Genomic DNA, 17,298 nt, shown 5'->3' with positions numbered 1-17,298 from the left:
ATCAATCCTTTTTATTATGACTTATTCTAATTTTGTAAAACTTCTTTACTAATGGATGTTCATCTTTTAAATCTAAATTTTGCAATCTTCTGCTGCCCAAACGACGATCAAACATTGCATATGCTCGTACTAGTTCAAAAGGTGAATTTAAGGCTTCCTCAATGGAAAGGTTAGGATATTCTCTGATGACTTCAAAAGCAGTGAAACCATAAAATCCTTTGCTTTCAGCGTAGAGAAAAGAAATATCCTGATAATGCTCCATGAGTTGCCCAAAGCCTTTACGATGCTGCATCTCAGTTTCAAATTTAGATTTTGCATCGTCCGATAGTTTGTAATGTTCATAACGCAGTATCTCGATCTTAATTGTATTCGTGGCAAAGATTTCTTCTTTATCAAGTGTAAGAGAAAGTCTGGCAGGTTGATCATGAGAATAACGATGAACAGCCTGATGCCACTGCAATCTTCCTTGTAAATGTTCGCATATAAAACTTTCTAATAATAGTTTCTCTTTAGACCATCTTTTAATCATTCGAACGCTTCTTTCTATTATTATGACTTATAATTTATTAGTTAAATTATATGGATGATTGAGGGTGAATACAATTACCTTAAAGAATTTAAATGGAGAAACAACTATAAAAAATCACCTGAAATCGTCAAAAACTGACTTTTCAAGTTGTTATGATGAATTTGTAAATATAAAAAACAAGGGAGATTAACGATGAAAAAATTATTACTGACTAGTGCTGCGGTATCATTATTAGCAAGTGGATTAGCATTTACAAACGAAGCGGATGCGGCGAAAGCCAACATTGATTATTCAAACCCGAGTGTTGCGAAAAAAGCCAAAGCTGGAAAACTATCAATGGATGGGTTTATTATTGGTGGGAAAGTTGCGAAATACTATAACAACAAAAGATACTATAATGAAGATGGTCGATTATTTTGGTTACAAGCTAATAGTGTTTGGTTTTATGAATCTAATAAAGACGTAGCATTTGCAGATTTTCAGTCATCTAATAAAATTAGTATTAAAAACAAAAAAATTACTAGAATTGTAGATAAAAATATTGATGATAAAAGAATCGTACCTAGAACAAAGATGCTAGCTGTTTATGGTAAGCCGTTGCGTACACAAACTACTGAAGCTTCTAATGAAAATTATGATTCAAAGATTGTGGATGTGTATAAAAATATTACATTCTTTTATACTTATAGGGTAGGTTATAATGAATCTCCTAAATTAGAGAGTGCTGTTATTTTCCATACTAAAAATAATAAAGAACTAGAGAAATGGTACTACTATGCTGCAAATGACGCTGGTTCTGATGGTAATGCAATGAACGAGTTTATTACTTCAAGTGAGTGGGCAAGTTATTAAAAACTTAATATGCAATATTCAGAGATAGCGAAATTAACGCTATCTCTTTTTGCATTTTTACGCTGAATCGGACAGTTTTTGTCAAAATGCTAATATATATTTAAAATATTAAATAAGTCACTAATCATGGGGTAGTCATTATGAATCAGCATATTACGAATAAATCGGCAGCGATGCTGGATTTATATTTTTTACTGAATAATAATAAATATGTTTCACTGGATTTTCTATTACATCGGTACAATCGTTCTGAGCGTTCTATTCATCGTTACATTGAAGCACTTGAGGATTTCATTAATGCAAGTGAGCGTGCGCTAGACGATAACGCTGAGTTAAGTAAGATAAATTACTTACGTCATAAGGGTGTGTACACGTTGATTACACCTCAAGTCGATGATCATACGGCAGGTTTACTGAGCATGCTGATTCAGATAAAAAGTTTAACACCTTATTTATCGAAGGAAACGATAGAGTTTATTAAAAGTACATATAAGACACATAATATTAAAACGCATTATGTGCAGTCATTTTTAAAGGACTTTGAGATTGATCAAGAGATATTTCCTGTATTGCTATTAGAGATTCAGGAGATTATCATGAATCAGTTAAGGATGAGTATTACATATTACGATGCTGAAGGGGACGAAATTGAGGAACGTGGTTTGACACCAATCAGAATTTCGTATCAGTATTATCATTTTTATCTACATTATTACTATAAGGGTGAAGTAAAGAGTTTAAGGCTGATTGATATTATTCAGGTGAAACAGTATGGGAATAAGGAAGCGGAGAAAGAGTTTAATACGAAGTCAAAATTGATTTTAGAGATTGACGCGGAATACTACAAGACATTTAAGGAAGAAAATCCTGTAATTAAGACTGAGTACGGACGTACGTCTAACGGAAATTATAAAGTTGCGGTGAATATGACAGAAGAGGATGTATATTTTCTATGTTACCGTGTATTCCCTCGCGTAAAGATACTTGAACCTATAGAATATGTGGAATGCTTTAAGAACAAGATGAAAGGTTTATATATGATGTACGAGGATGTTGAATAAGAAACAGTTGATTACCCGAATCATGGATTCGGGTTTTTTATTTTTATCTTTTTGTAAATTTTTAAGGAGAAAAATAGATTCCAATTTACATTTAAAATGGCTATAAACCTTTGTTTAGTCATAAAATACTTTTGTTTTGTAAAAAACAAAACAATAACAAAAACGATTTATTTACAATTGCTTAAATGTAAATTAAAACTATGTTGATATATTATGTATTGTTAATACATACATCGAGGTGGAGAAATGATTCAAATTGAACATTTGAACAAAACATTTGATAAGGACGTAAAAGCAGTTAGTGACTTTAATTTAGATGTCGCAGAAAAAGAATTCATTGTATTCGTTGGTCCATCAGGTTGCGGTAAATCTACAACACTTAGAATGATCGCAGGTTTAGAAACAATCACTTCAGGAACAATCAAGATTGACGGTAAAGTCATCAACGATTTACATCCGAAAGATCGTGAAATCGCGATGGTCTTTCAGAACTATGCATTGTATCCACATATGACTGTCTATCAGAATATGACATTTGGTCTAAAGATGAGAAAGATGAAGAAGTCTGAATACCACGATAAAATCGTAAACATCGCAAAAATTCTTGAAATTGAGCATTTATTAAAGCGTAAGCCGAAAGCTTTGTCAGGTGGTCAGCGTCAGCGTGTTGCTTTAGGTCGTGCCATTGTTCGAGATGCAAAACTTTTCTTGATGGATGAGCCGTTATCAAATTTAGATGCGAAACTGCGTACACAGATGCGTACTGAGATTATCAAGTTACATGAACGTGTAGGTGCTACGACGATTTATGTGACGCATGATCAGACAGAAGCGATGACGATGGCTTCAAGAATCGTTGTAATGAAGGATGGTTTAATTCAACAGATTGGTACACCAGAAGAAATTTACAATAATCCAGCAAATCGTTTTGTCGCAAGTTTCATTGGTTCCCCTAATATGAACTTTATTCATGTCGATAAGCAGGAGACTGGGTTTGCTGTTGCGAATGAACGTATTCAGTTTCCATTTGCATTAGATAGTCATGCCAATACGCTTGTAATGGGCTTCCGACCAGAAAATGCAGAAGTATGGAATGGTCAAACTGATGGTATTACGCTGAAAGATGTTGTAGTAGATGTTATCGAGATGACGGGTGCAGAGAAAATACTAACATGTCATAAAGATAACTTTGAATTTAAATTAGTGTTTGATGCGAAGTTAATGTTTACGCGTAAACAGACATTAACTATCTTCATTCCATTTGAAGCGTTACTTTTCTTTGATGAACAAACTGGTCAGCGTATTCAACAGGTGACGCCACATGAATAAGTTATTTGAAGCTGAATATCAGTTAAATCAGTCGAATAACAAGACACATGTGCCGATTCATATTCATCTGAAAGGTTCTTATGAATCAATTACGATCCAGTACAAGTATAGTCCGGTAGTTGAAGATAATAGTGAATTGATTACTGAAGCAATAGATGATGCGATTCAGCAGGGGAGCATCGATCCTTTTACTTCGACAGATCATTTAAGAAATTTAATCACGCCGAGCGTACGTTATAATCATGCGTTCATTGGTGCGAATCACAGTTTTGAACAGATGGATATTGTGTTAGGGAAGAATTCTTCAGTAGGTTTTAGCCCGGTTGACTTTAAAGATGGATTACTTGAAATCACGATGAGTTGTCATGCAATCGTCTCAGATAATGTGAAGCTTACTGTTTCAGTGTTTGGTGAACAGTGTCGCGATGATATTAAGCCGTATCATGTTGAACTTCATAGCCATACGAATCATAGCGATGCTTCGTTTACGGTTGAAGCACTACTTTCAAGTGCTGAAGATAGAGGATTAGATGTTTTAGGAATCACTGACCATAATACGATGACAAGTTATTTCGCAGCAGATACGCACGATCACGAACTGTTGATTCTGCCAGGTGTTGAATACACTACGTTTGATGGTCACTTCCTATGTCTCGGTAACTTTTCTCGTTTTAAACATCAGGATTTTACGCGTATTACAAAAGAGAATATCTTTGAATTTTTAATTGAGCTGAAATTCGAAGACACATTGCTTGTCATGGCACATCCTTTTGATACGGGTTCACCAATATGTACGGGTTGTAGATTTGAGTACGACACTGCAACGCATGACTTGTTTGATGCGATTGAAGTATGGAATGGTGACACACCACATACAGAATCAAATCAAAAAGCACTCGCATTTTATAAAGCATTATTAAAGGATAATCCAACAATTGTCATGACATGTGGGCGTGACTGGCATAACGAAAATTATACAGGCACAGTAACCCGTATGAAAGTCTTTGCTGGACGTGATGCAAACGCTCAGGATATTATCCAGGCTGTGAAATCAGGTCAATCAGAATTGCAGTTTGGCTACGCAATCAGTACGGATGACATCCTGCCATATGGTTTGGCTGTAGATATCTGTCATGAGTCATTGAAGGTCGTTGAAGATGATGCACAGATTAAAGTAGATTCTAACATCGGTTATCTGGATGTGAGCATATTGAATGGTTGTATAAGCTTTGATGAGCGTATCGATTATGACACGTTGCAGTGGATTATTATTGAGAAATATGTAGATGACCAGATTGTAGCCATCGGTAATCCTATATTTAATGGAGGTCATGCTTATGTCGAAAAAACAAAAAATGGTTAAAACACAAATAGGCAAAAAAGCGACATGGCAAAATTTATGGCAGCATCGTTATTTATATTTAATGTTGTTGCCGTGTGTACTCTTCTTTTTGATTTTTAGTTATATCCCTATGACGGGTATGATTTTAGCATTCCGTGAGTTTACATTTAACTCTGGAATCTGGGGAGAAGGCTGGATAGGATTAAAGTATTTTGAGCGTTTCTTCGGAGATTCAAGAAGTACACAGATTATTATCAATACATTAATTATCAGCGGTATGAAATTATTTTTAGCTCTACCGTTTCCAATAATACTGGCTTTAATGTTTAACGAAATTCAGAATAGTAAATTACGTAGTTTCTTCCAGAGTGTTTCATATATCCCTCACTTTCTATCATGGGTAGTTGTTGTGGGTATTGCAAGAAATATATTAGCACCAGATACAGGATTACTGAACCAAATCATTAAACTTTCAGGAGGTGATGGGGACCATTTCTTTATGATGGATCCGGAATATTTTCACGCAATCATGTTTTCAACATATTTGTGGAAAGATATCGGTTGGAGTTCCATCATATATTTTGCTGCAATTATGGGAATTAATCCTCAGCTCTTTGAAGCTGCAGCAATTGATGGTGCAAATCGTTTGAAACAAATTATTCATATTATTATCCCTTCAATCTTTCCGACGATTATCGTGTTATTTATTCTTTCACTGGGCAATATCTTATCAGCAGGATTTGATCAGATCTATTTATTACAGACACCAGGGAATGCAAAAGTTGCAGAAATTATCGATACCTTTGTAATACGCACAGGTATTCAGCAAGGCGACTTTGGTTATGCCACAGCAATCGGATTAATCCAGGGTGTTATCGGTTTAATTCTTGTTCTTTTAGTGAACTACATTTCATCAAAAAAATTCAAAACATCATTATGGTAAAAGGAGCAAACACATGAAAAAATTATTATTGTTAATGGTATCGTTTGTATTATTATTTACAGCTGCATGTGGTAAGACTGAGGATAATAAGGATAAAGAAGCAGATAAAAAAGGTAAACCTGATACTTGGATAGCAGACCGTAAAATTAAAGGATTAGTGTTTCAAAGTGAAGGAGACGTTTCTCCATATCAAAATAAAGAAATCAAAGAATTAATTAAGAAGAAAACAGGTATCGAATTAGAATTACAAACTGCATCTGGTAGTGATTCAACAGATGCTTTAACAGCAGGACTTGCAGCTGGCGACTTACCTGACTTTATCGCTTATTACTTAAATGATAGTGGTCGTCCTGAAATGAAGATCTTAACAAAGGCTGCAAAGCAAGGTCAGTTAACAGACTTAACGGATATGTTAAAAGACACTAAAGTCTATAGCAAATACTTCAAAGATGGTTACTTACCAAAAGATACAAAAGACAATATCATGTTCCGTAAAGATTTAAATGGTACATTCTTAGTTCACATGAGTATTCCAAGAAATCCAGCAAGCCCTGAAGTAAAAACAGTTGGTGGGCCATATGTGAGAAAAGACATCGTCGAAAAACTTAAAGTTGATCCAAAATCAATCAAAACATCAGAAGATATGTATGAACTGGCTAAAAAGATTCAAAAAGGTAACTTCAAAGATGAAAATGGTAAAGCAATTACACCTATCGGACCTACAGCTTGGGGCGGTAGTGACCGTACTGCATTCTACAATGACTTAGTATGGACTGGTCCAGCTGATGAAAAATTCTTAAAAGATAAAGACGGAAAGATCAAACATGAGTCTCAAACTGATCAAGGTATGGAACGTGTGAAGTATGTTAAGAAATTAATGGATGAGAAATTAATGCATCCAGAATTCTACACATTACCAGAAAACAAAGCTAAAGAAGGTATCGTAAACGGTTCATTTGGTATCGTTTCAGATTTACACAACTACGTAACTGAAAACCAAAACATGAAGTATATTCCTATCGGACCATTAAACTATATCGATAAGCCTTACAAAATGTCATTATCATATAAATCTGGTTATGCAGGATGGGCAATTCCAAAAACAACAAAGAACCCAGAAGAAATTGTTAAGTTCGCTGATTTCTTAGCAAGCCGTGAAGGTAAATTAATTTCTCAATACGGTATTGAAGGCCGTGACTATACTTTAGATAAAAAAGGTAATCCAATCGTTAAAAAAGAAGTATTAGATGAAATTGCTAAAAATCCAGACAAAGCGAAGAAACGTGGTTTCCGTGGTGCTGGTTCATACTGGTCAGAACATTTAGGTTACACAGATATTGACCGTAAAGCAGATTTCGGTGAAGCTGAGTACGGTGCAAGCGCACGTAAGAACACGCAAAATACAGGACAAAAGATTGCTGAGATGTGGGGTTATGATGAGAAGTTAAAAAATGCTGAAGTCATCGATGGTTTAACAGTGAAATCATTCCTACCACGTTTTGAGCGTGCAGAAGATTTAGAAACTGCTTTAAATGAATACGATGAAGCATTAAAACGTGCTTACTACGCAAAATCTGAAGATGAAGCGAAGAAGATTTTAGATGAAGCGAAAAAACGTGTTGAAGATGCAGGTATCGAAGACTTTGAAAAATTAGTTGAAGAAGAAATTAAAAAAGGTGAGAAAATCCGTTTCTAGTATAAAGCTTTAAAGGAGGACGTACGATGCCAGTAGGCAAAGATAAATCATGGCTAGCAATACGAATTATCACAATAATTATCTTAGTATTATTAAGTTTAAGTATTGTACTCCCGTTTCTAAACATTTTAGCTTTATCACTGAATAATGGTAATGATGCGCAAAAAGGTGGCATCTATTTCTGGCCAAGAATGTTCACGTTTGATAATTATATTGAGATATTTAAACAAGGAAAAATTGTAAATGCATTATGGATCAGTATATTCAAGACGGTCGTTGGAACCGTCTTGAGTGTATTGCTTACTGCAATGGCTGCGTTCGCATTAAGTTCTAAGACGTTACCGTTTAGAAAGACCATAACATTTTTTATCTTTTTTACAATGCTATTTAGTGGGGGCATTATTCCACTTTACCTTGTTTTAAATCAATTACATTTAACGAATACGATTTGGGTTTATATTATCCCTTCGTTATATAGTGTATGGAATATATTGATTATGCGTACATTCTTCTTAGAAATACCTGAAAGTGTGAAAGAAGCAGCAATGTTAGACGGTTGTAATGACTTTCAAATATTCTGGCGTATTATTCTGCCGATGAGTCGTCCGGTGATTGCGACGATTGCATTATTTAATATCGTGTCACAGTGGAATGACTGGTTTACAGGATCATTCTTTGTACGTGATGCAAATTTAAAGCCGATTGCGACAGTATTACAAGAGATGTTAACCACACAAGAAGCTATCGCAGATGCTTTAAAGCAGAAGTCAGGTTCTTATGAAATGCTGGATAAGATTACGATTACAGGTGAATCGCTTCAAATGGCTACTATTGTTATTGTTGTTATTCCAGTACTCATCATTTATCCATTTATTCAGAAGCATTTCGTTAATGGCGTAAACATTGGATCGATGAAAGAATAGGAGTGTAACGATGTCTTATAGAATTATGCAGTTAACAGATTTACATTTGAGTCCACATCATAATACAGAAGATGAAGCAACGTATGCATTGATTTCACAAATGGTTAATCACTATCATCCAGACTTATTGATGCTGACAGGTGATCAGATATGGTCAGAAGGCATTATAGATAGTGACGTAACTTATAAACGACTGATTACACATTTAAATACTTTAAATATTCCGGTTGCTGTGACATATGGTAACCATGATACAGAAGGCCAATTTACTAGAAGTGACTTAAGACAGTTAGAATCACAGATTAATTTACTGGCAGAAAAGCAACACAGTTATATCGTTGATGATAAAGAAGCCTACTGTATTGAGGTTATACAGGATGATCAGTTAACACATGTAATCTATGTGATTGATAGCGGAGATTACGACAAGCTGAACATCAGTCATTATGATTATATTCATCCTGAGCATGTACAATGGGTGCGCACGACAAGAGAAGCGTATGTTAAAGCAGGTTTTACAGGAACAAATAATTTACTGTTTACACATATCCCATTACCTGAATATAAATTAGCGAATAAAGAACAAGGCTTGAAAGGTATTTATAATGAGACAGTATCTTCAGCAGATATTAATAGCGGTATGTTCGTTCAGTTATTGCATAATAACGACGTAACATTTGTGTCATGTGGTCATGACCATGATAATGATTTCCAGTTTAATTTAAACGGCATTAACTTATGTTTTGGCAGAGTGAGTGGCTTCCACTGTTATGGTGACGTGCATCGTGGTGCCAGACTGTTTGATCTGGATACAACAGGACGTGTCACAACAAAGGTAATAGAATATGATAAAAGGTACGAATAAAAGATTTAATAAAGTATTTTATCCTGTATTAATTGAGCAGTTCTTCTTTATGCTAATGAGTCAGATTGACATCATTATGTTAACGGGAGTGGGACTATCCACTGTCGCAGCTGTTGGACTTGCCAATCAGGTATTAATGATCGTGACATTTCTCATCACTATCATTCATGTAGGTGTTTCTATCCGCTTGATTCATAGTAAGGAAAAAGATCAGCAGATGATGAAGTCTGATATTACGATGAGTTTAATGTTTAACCTAGTTGTCACTATACTTGTCTCCGTCATCGTTATGTTATCTATTGATCCTATTATGCACATGCTAAATATTCCAGAAGATGTTTATCACGTTACAAAGTCTTTTGCGTTGGCATTATTACTCATGAATTTTGTGCATACGAGCAATATGTTAATGGGAACGATACTAAGAGTACTTGAACTTGCAAAGTACGTTACGATGATTTCAATCCTGATGAGCAGTATTAACATTCTGTTGAATGGCTATGTACTATATGGATCGGGTGATCGCTTTGATTCACCTGTTTTGATGGTTGCCTGGGCAACAAATATTAGTAGAATAGTTGGTTGTATCTTATTGATGATACTTATTAGTAGATATTTTATAAAAGTTAGTTTAAAACAGTTTAATAGTGATTTTTTTAGGAAAATTATTAGTCTCGGTTTACCTAGTGCGGGTGAAAATATTTCTTATAACTTCTCTCAGCTGGTTCTAACTGCTTTAATTGCCGGACTCGGTACATTGGCTGTATCTTCAAAGATGTTGACTCAGACAATGACGGGTTTTGCTTTTACATTTGCTTTAAGTTTCGCAGTAGCCAATCAAATATTTTTAGGGAAGTTTATTGCTAAGCATAAATATACTATTTTACATATACTCGTCCATAAGCATTTAAAAATTACAACTCTGATGAGTCTGGCAATCGTGATACTGATTGTAATAGGATTTTATATTTTCGGGCAGACATATTTTGATGAAGCATCGTTTGAATTGATACTCAGTTTATTACTTCTATCTTTATTGCTCGAGCCGATTCGAGCTATCAATGTATTTCTTGTCTTTGTCTTAAACGTATTGGGTGATGTTACTTACCCGGTGAAAATCAATATTATTGTAACGTGGGTGCTACTTGTTCCTGGTGCGTTTCTAGGCATAAAGTTTTTAAGTATGGGCGTTATTGTCGTATTTATTCTGATGATTCTGGATGAATTACTTCGTGCCATACTGATGTTAAAAAGATTTAATAGAAAAGACTGGAAGAAATCCATAGAGAAAATAGGTGTATAGTCTTGGAAATTAAAGAGAGACATGATTATATCGTTGATCATATTAAGAAACATAAATTTGTTAAAGTGAATGAACTAGCCATTTATCTTGAAGTTACCCCTGAAACGATACGAAAAGACCTGTCATTATTAGAAGAGAATAAGCTGCTAACACGTGTACATGGTGGAGCAGTGAAATATAAATATTCGAACAAGGAAATGGCACTTCAAAAACGCATGGCGATCAATTCAGAAACTAAACGTAAGCTTGCTAAAAGAGCAGCAGAGTTTATTCAGTCGGGAGATACAATTATTGTGGATGTTGGGACAACGACATGCTATATTGCTGATTACTTAGAAGATATATCAGATTTAACAGTTGTAACAAACTCGTTAATTGCATGTGAATATTTCAATCGTGCGCTTGAAGAACGTCGTATTTCCGGCGAAATCATTATGCTGGGTGGCGTATCGAATCCAGAACAACGAGCGATAAGCGGTGCGATAACAGTACAGCAGATTGGAGATTTCACATTTGATAAAGCTTTTATTTCCTGCGGATCATTTAATAATGAGTTCATTTATGATTTCGATATGAATGAATCATTATGTTCAAGGATGATGTTAAAACAAAGTCAATTTAACATCCTGATTACTGATAAATCTAAATATAAAAAGAAACCTTTATACAAAATTTCAAACTATGATTCTATTCAATGTGTTATCACAAATTTTGCACAACCTGAAGAGATTATAGAGCAATCGAAATTGGAATGGATAGATATTAAGAGGTGATAGTGTGGTTGATTTCCATATTCATTTAGAAGAAGGACCGTATACAAATAACTTTTTTAATAAGACGATTACGTCTATAGATAGCGTTAAAAAGACTGAGAGTAATGCAACATTAAATGATATCAATCGTAAAGCAACATTATTCAGTAAACGATTAGAAGAAGGTGATTACTCAGAATGGTGGCTTGATTTATACCTTGAAACTGCACTACAAAAAGGATTAAAACAAGTAGGAATTGTAGATCACTTATATCGCTTTGAAGAAACAAAAGATTATTTCATGAAATACATGGATGTTTCAGACACTGATTTAGGACAACGACAACAAGAGTGGCTTAATCAGGTTATGACACATAAAATGCGTGATTTCGTAGATTTTATTAACAGTCAGAAAGAGAAATGGGCTCAAGCTGGTGTAGAGCTTAAGCTTGGTATGGAAGCGGATTATTTTATCGGCGGAGAAGAAGAGTTAAAGGCTTTACTTGAACCATTTCACTTTGACTATATTATCGGATCAGTCCATTTTAATCACGGCTGGGGATTTGATAATCCAGAACTTGCACATAAATTTGAAGCATATGATTTAGTTGCTTTATATGAAGACCATTTTGAAACAGTGATGAAGGCAGCAGAGAGTGGGATATTTAGTTTTATAGCACATTTGGATAATTTAAAAGTATTTAACTATAGACCGGATGAAGCATTGTTAATCCCAACATATGAAAAAGTTGCTCAGTGCTTAGCGGATAATAATGTGGCGACAGAAGTCAATGTTGGACTGAAGTATCGTTATCCAGTAAAGGAACAATGTCCTAGTGAAAAATTTATTCAAGTATTGAGTAAGTATGACGTGAAATTTACGACAAGCTCAGACAGTCATTTTCCTCACGACATCGGAATATATAATGATGATATTCGAAAATTATTGAAACGTAACGGAGTTAATTCAATAGTGACATTTGACGATATGAATAGGATAGAAGTAGATATTTAATTTGACCTGGATGATTCCAGGTTTTTTAATTAGATTATTTTATACGCAATTGTATTTCTACACGAAAAGGTTTAAAATGAAATAAAAATAATGAAAAAGAGGAAATATCATGAAAAAGATTGGTTTAGCTGTACTGGCACTTGGTGTGATGGTACCGACTTTAAACGCACAGGCTGCGACAAAGGTTTCAACATTAAAAGTAGGAAATCAGGATTATAGCGCGACGATTTTAAAGGATACGGTGGCTTTTAATCGCGAGACATATACGTTACCACCTACTAAACAGAAGACACAGCTTAAAGCGGGCTCTAAAGTTGTTGTTACAAAACACAAATTAATTAAAGGTTATAACTTTTTAGTACTTAAAGGTAATCGTTACATCCCTGCAGATGATGCTTTAATTGAAATTAATGATGCACTAAAGTCAAATATCGATTACGATAAATCGCATTTAACTGCACGTGCAAAGTATTTAATTAAACAAAGTGCAAAGAATAAGTATGCGAAGCAATATAAATCTTTCTTAACGATTCTGGATAAAGATTATCAAAACTGGATGGCGAAAAAAGAGGATGCAAAGTTTTTAAGTATGGTCGGACAGACAGTACCTATTACGAGTGAAGGTCGTGAGTTAATCACTTATGATCAATGGTTCAAAAAGAACATGCCTAAGATTAAGTATAATCCGGCACCAAAGGATACTGTAAAAGTGGATATCTTATCTGATCAATTTATGAAAGACTTCATTAATAGTAAGAATAACATCGTTCGTGGCCACAAGATTGGTGAGAAAACGTTTGATGTGAATAAAGATTATAAAATAAAAGACTATATGGTAACATTTATGGGTCTATTCCAGTATGGTAATAATGCAGGATTTGAAGTGGATAATAAAACAGGCAAGGTTAGTAAACTGGTTTATGTTCCAAGTAAGACAGTGACGTATGAACAGATTATCAAGAAGTATGGTCAACCTAAAGCAACAGCATCTTCAAATAAGACAGTCCTTGAACATATCTTAACGTATGATAAATCACAGTACGGTTACAATGTACATGTTGGTTTAGACAGCTTTAAAGGTAATGTGAAATATATTATTAAAGAAGCGGTTAAAACAAAATAAGTGATTAAATCAACCGAGTGAGCGAAAAGATGGATATTTCGCTTACTCGGTTTTTAGTTTTTATATTGTTTTATTATTTTAACTTCTTGTATGCACCAACTGTAACTGCAAGGTCATAGTAAGCCGCACCAACAGATTTAAATATTGTGAGTTGATCTCTATCATATTGGTCTTGCAATTTATTTAAAGGAATAGCTTGTTCAAATGAGAATTTATTTTCTTTCTCAGCCTGAATAAATTCACCTGCTTCATGGGTTGCGCCTTCGATGTCATCAATGACGATTACTTTTGCTTGTTCAATGGCCGGAATATCTATCTCACGCATTTCAGGTAAGTATGAACCTACTCCGTTAATATGAACATTTTGCTTAACGTCTTTGTAGTTAAACACAGCTTCTTCTGATCGCGTTGCACAATTAATAATATCTGCATCTTTCACAGCTTCTGTCATATCACTTACAACTTCTATATTGATCTTAATACCATATGATTGCAGTTTTTGTTTGAAGCGTTCTGCTTTATCAAGTGAACGGTTATATAATTTAATCGTTTCAATTGGTCTGACTTCCAGAATACCTAGTACTTGTTCAAATGCCATGCCACCTGTCCCGATAACAGCGAGGACTTTTGATGTTTCTGAAGATAAAGCATCAGTTGCAATCGCACTCATGGCACCGGTTCTTAGTCGTGTTAAATAACTACTATCCAGTGTTGCAATATGCTCACCATGCTTGAGCTCACTTAATAATGTTACCCCTTGTGAGACAGGGTGGTCAGTATTGTCTGGGAATATAGAGATTGTCTTTAGAATAGAATACTCACTATTTAAATTAACACAAGGCATATAGAGCATGGTGTTTTTCGTGTCTTCCATCTCTATAACGTTTCTTTCTTTATTGATAATCTTTGATGCATTTAAGTCATTTAATACTTGTTGAATGTCGCTTATAGCATCTTTCATCTTGTAAGTAGATTCAATCTCAGTGTCGCTATAAAACCTCATTTTTATATTCTCCTTTTCTAATTAATTGAAGTGTGCGCTAAATCATCTGCTTTTTTATTCTTGATTGATAACACAGATAGAATAGAGATTACGGCGATAATCATAATATAGATAGCTACTGGTACATATGAGCCATTAAATTTTCCCATAAGATATTCAGCGATCATCGGAGCTGTGCCACCAGCGAGAGCCGCACCAATCTGATAACCTAAAGTAACACCTGTATAACGGACTTCTTTATTAAATACTTCTGAGAACATTGTACCTAACACGGCAGTGATCGGTGACCAGATGATACTTAAACCAATGACTGTTGCAATAAGTACCGCAATCGTTGATTTTTGTTCAAGTAACCAAAAATACGGGAAACTGTACAATAACATAGCACATGCACCAATTAAATATAGTTTTTTACGACCGACCGTATCACTTAACTTACCATATAAAGGAATAAGTATTGTAGTAAGAACAGCTGCAGACATCACAATTAACATCACCGTTTCAAACGTTAAGCCTAATTTTTCAGTTGCATAACCCACAACAAATGTACCGAAGATGTAAAAAGGTGCAGTTTCAACAAACTTGGCACCACTAGTAATACATACTTCTTTCCAGTGATATTTTAGTGTATCAACAAGAGGTACCTTTGGTGTTTCGCCACTTTCTTTCGTTTCTTTAAAGTCTGGTGTCTCATCCAAACCTTTACGAATCCATAAACCGAAGAACACTAGAATGCCACTTAAAATAAACGGAATGCGCCAGCCGAAACTATTAAACTGTGCATCTGTTGTTAATGCTGTCATTAAATAAAACGAAAGTGAGCCAAGTACCATTCCAATTGTAACACCCATTTGTGGCACACTTCCAAAGTAACCCCTTTTTTCTGGTGGTGCATATTCAGTCGCTAAGAGTAAAGAACCACCCCACTCGCCACCAATCCCTAGACCTTGAACTAAACGACAAAGTAATAATAGAATTGGTGCAGCAACTCCGATAGTATCGTGATTTGGAATAAGACCGATAGCAACTGTAGCAAGCCCCATTAATGTTAACGTCATGACCAATGTCTTTTTACGCCCAACCTTATCACCGATATGAGCGAAGACTACACCGCCAAACGGACGAATAAAGAAAGATAAAGCTAAACCGAAATAGGCGATAAGATTCGATACAGTTGGATCATCAGTAACGAAATATTGTTTACTAAATACTAGACTTGCAACGGAAGCATATAAAAAGAAATCAAACCATTCAATTGAAGAACCGATTAAACTTGCCGTCAGGACTTTTCTCTCTAATTTTTTATCCATGATATCCACCCTTTGTTTAAGAATTTTAGTATAACTTAAATATATTCGAAGAGTGAATATTCTGTCAATTAAATTTTTATCATTATTTTGCATAACTTTTCAATTAAATAAATATTGTTGCTATTCCAGAAAATAGATATAATGAAAGAGTTAAAATACACATTAAGGGGATAAGTAAATGAAAAAGTTAAGTCTATCACTGTTAACTACAGCTTTGTTATTCACTACACAAACGGCAGATGCAGCAAGGGTTGTACCATCATCAATGAATATTGGGGTTAAAAGTTATGAAGCTGTGATTCAAAAAGCGACACGCGCAGTCAACGGAGATACGAGCGAAGTCACAACGTTAAAGAAGGGGAAGAAAGTTACCGTTGTTGAACGTAAGGTCGTAGATGGTTATGACTTCTTAGTTTTAAAAGGCAATCTATATATTCCAGTAGATGATAGCAATATTAAAATCGGTAAGGCACTTGCAGCTAAAATCAACTATAGTAAAACAAAAATGGACCCATTAGCTAAAGCCTGGTTAGATGATCTTACAGGATACGAAGAATATTACTATCCATATAAAAAATACTTATATATTCAAGGACAAAACCGCGCGAACTTTACAAAAGCAAATATGCGATCACTCATTACGAACCGTATGTATGGCACGGTACCAGCACACAGTACATGGGGTACACCATATGTATCGTCTTATGACATGTGGGTGGATATGGGAATGGAGACTGCACGAAAAGAAACGTATTATTCATGTAACAACAGTACAGTTAAAATTGACATCCTAAGTGATCAGTTTAAAAATATTTACTTCGACAGTGAAACAAGAACAATTAAAGGACTTAAAAAATATCAAGATGTATCAAGTGTAGCAGCACAACCATGTGATTATTTAGGAACAGATGCCGGCTATGTATGGCGTATCGGGGATGTTGGATATGTTAAAGACTATCCGAAGACAGGAACAAATAACGGACAAATCAAAGAAGTCGTGATCACACCTTCTAAGAAAGTAACGTACGATCAAATCATTAAAAAATACGGCAAACCAACAAGCGTGAGTGTATCAAAGAAAAATCGTGTAGAATATAAAATGATCTATGACACAAGCTTTGAAGACAGTTACAAAATTATTGTCGCTATGGACCGTAAAAACGGTAAAGTGAAATACTTAAGAAAAATAGATGGATAATTAATCAATGCAGCCCGGATGGAAATCTGGGTTGTTTTGTTAGAGTCTTTACTT

The 17,298-nt window shown here is 34.8% G+C and carries 16 protein-coding genes; 13 read left to right on the top strand and 3 right to left on the bottom strand.

The features are described from left to right. Position 1: 1 nt before the first annotated feature. Complete coding sequence (locus tag ACMGE6_RS02100) at positions 2 to 529, bottom strand: SF0329 family protein (RefSeq protein ID WP_414054270.1); 528 nt, start codon at positions 527 to 529, stop codon at positions 2 to 4. A 192-nt stretch (positions 530 to 721) separates the two neighbouring features. Here ACMGE6_RS02100 and ACMGE6_RS02095 point away from each other — a divergent pair, with 192 nt between their 5' ends. The 12 genes from ACMGE6_RS02095 (at position 722) to ACMGE6_RS02040 (ending at position 13,733) form a co-directional block, all read left to right on the top strand. Beyond that, complete coding sequence (locus tag ACMGE6_RS02095) at positions 722 to 1,381, top strand: hypothetical protein (protein WP_414044924.1); 660 nt, start codon at positions 722 to 724, stop codon at positions 1,379 to 1,381. Between the two features lie 140 nt (positions 1,382 to 1,521). Next, positions 1,522 to 2,442: a WYL domain-containing protein gene (locus tag ACMGE6_RS02090; RefSeq protein ID WP_414054269.1), complete on the top strand. Its 921-nt coding sequence runs from the start codon at positions 1,522 to 1,524 to the stop codon at positions 2,440 to 2,442. A 246-nt stretch (positions 2,443 to 2,688) separates the two neighbouring features. Then, positions 2,689 to 3,771: an ABC transporter ATP-binding protein gene (locus ACMGE6_RS02085; protein ID WP_414054268.1), complete on the top strand. Its 1,083-nt coding sequence runs from the start codon at positions 2,689 to 2,691 to the stop codon at positions 3,769 to 3,771. Then, positions 3,764 to 5,134: a CehA/McbA family metallohydrolase gene (locus ACMGE6_RS02080; RefSeq protein WP_414054267.1), complete on the top strand. Its 1,371-nt coding sequence runs from the start codon at positions 3,764 to 3,766 to the stop codon at positions 5,132 to 5,134. The genes ACMGE6_RS02085 and ACMGE6_RS02080 overlap by 8 nt, the downstream gene beginning before the upstream one ends. Further along, entirely contained in the window at positions 5,109 to 6,056 is a 948-nt protein-coding gene (locus tag ACMGE6_RS02075; RefSeq protein ID WP_414054266.1) for an ABC transporter permease, read from the top strand. Before ACMGE6_RS02080 ends, ACMGE6_RS02075 begins: the two co-directional genes overlap by 26 nt. Before the next feature lie 13 nt (positions 6,057 to 6,069). Continuing rightward, positions 6,070 to 7,752: an extracellular solute-binding protein gene (locus ACMGE6_RS02070; RefSeq protein WP_414054265.1), complete on the top strand. Its 1,683-nt coding sequence runs from the start codon at positions 6,070 to 6,072 to the stop codon at positions 7,750 to 7,752. A 26-nt stretch (positions 7,753 to 7,778) separates the two neighbouring features. Next, positions 7,779 to 8,675 carry a carbohydrate ABC transporter permease gene (locus tag ACMGE6_RS02065; protein WP_414054264.1) on the top strand — a complete coding sequence of 299 codons (897 nt, stop codon included), beginning with the start codon at positions 7,779 to 7,781 and terminating at the stop codon, positions 8,673 to 8,675. A gap of 10 nt (positions 8,676 to 8,685) precedes the next feature. Next, positions 8,686 to 9,540 (top strand): metallophosphoesterase family protein, encoded by an 855-nt coding sequence (locus tag ACMGE6_RS02060; protein WP_414054263.1) that lies wholly within the window; start codon positions 8,686 to 8,688, stop codon positions 9,538 to 9,540. Next, on the top strand, positions 9,521 to 10,843 hold the full coding sequence (locus ACMGE6_RS02055) for an MATE family efflux transporter (protein WP_414054262.1): 1,323 nt from the start codon (positions 9,521 to 9,523) through the stop codon (positions 10,841 to 10,843). Before ACMGE6_RS02060 ends, ACMGE6_RS02055 begins: the two co-directional genes overlap by 20 nt. A 2-nt stretch (positions 10,844 to 10,845) precedes the next feature. After that, a complete protein-coding gene (locus ACMGE6_RS02050) occupies positions 10,846 to 11,616 on the top strand; it encodes a DeoR/GlpR family DNA-binding transcription regulator (protein ID WP_414054261.1) in 771 nt (256 codons plus the stop codon). A 4-nt stretch (positions 11,617 to 11,620) separates the two neighbouring features. Beyond that, complete coding sequence (locus ACMGE6_RS02045; protein WP_414054260.1) at positions 11,621 to 12,610, top strand: histidinol phosphate phosphatase domain-containing protein; 990 nt, start codon at positions 11,621 to 11,623, stop codon at positions 12,608 to 12,610. 109 nt (positions 12,611 to 12,719) lie between these two features. Further along, complete coding sequence (locus tag ACMGE6_RS02040) at positions 12,720 to 13,733, top strand: hypothetical protein (RefSeq protein ID WP_414054259.1); 1,014 nt, start codon at positions 12,720 to 12,722, stop codon at positions 13,731 to 13,733. A 73-nt stretch (positions 13,734 to 13,806) separates the two neighbouring features. Here the strand turns inward: ACMGE6_RS02040 and ACMGE6_RS02035 are convergent, their stop codons facing one another. Then, a complete protein-coding gene (locus ACMGE6_RS02035) occupies positions 13,807 to 14,736 on the bottom strand; it encodes an ornithine cyclodeaminase family protein (RefSeq protein ID WP_414054258.1) in 930 nt (309 codons plus the stop codon). A 17-nt stretch (positions 14,737 to 14,753) separates the two neighbouring features. Further along, positions 14,754 to 16,046 (bottom strand): MFS transporter, encoded by a 1,293-nt coding sequence (locus ACMGE6_RS02030; RefSeq protein ID WP_414047686.1) that lies wholly within the window; start codon positions 16,044 to 16,046, stop codon positions 14,754 to 14,756. Between the two features lie 178 nt (positions 16,047 to 16,224). On the opposite strand from ACMGE6_RS02030, the gene ACMGE6_RS02025 reads away from it, so the two are divergent. Next, entirely contained in the window at positions 16,225 to 17,244 is a 1,020-nt protein-coding gene (locus ACMGE6_RS02025) for a hypothetical protein (RefSeq protein ID WP_414044921.1), read from the top strand. Positions 17,245 to 17,298 lie beyond the last annotated feature (54 nt).

This window comes from Macrococcus equi, assembly GCF_047426745.1.
GTDB lineage: Bacteria > Bacillota > Bacilli > Staphylococcales > Staphylococcaceae > Macrococcoides > Macrococcoides equi.
This window is presented reverse-complemented; position numbering and strand designations above follow the sequence as displayed.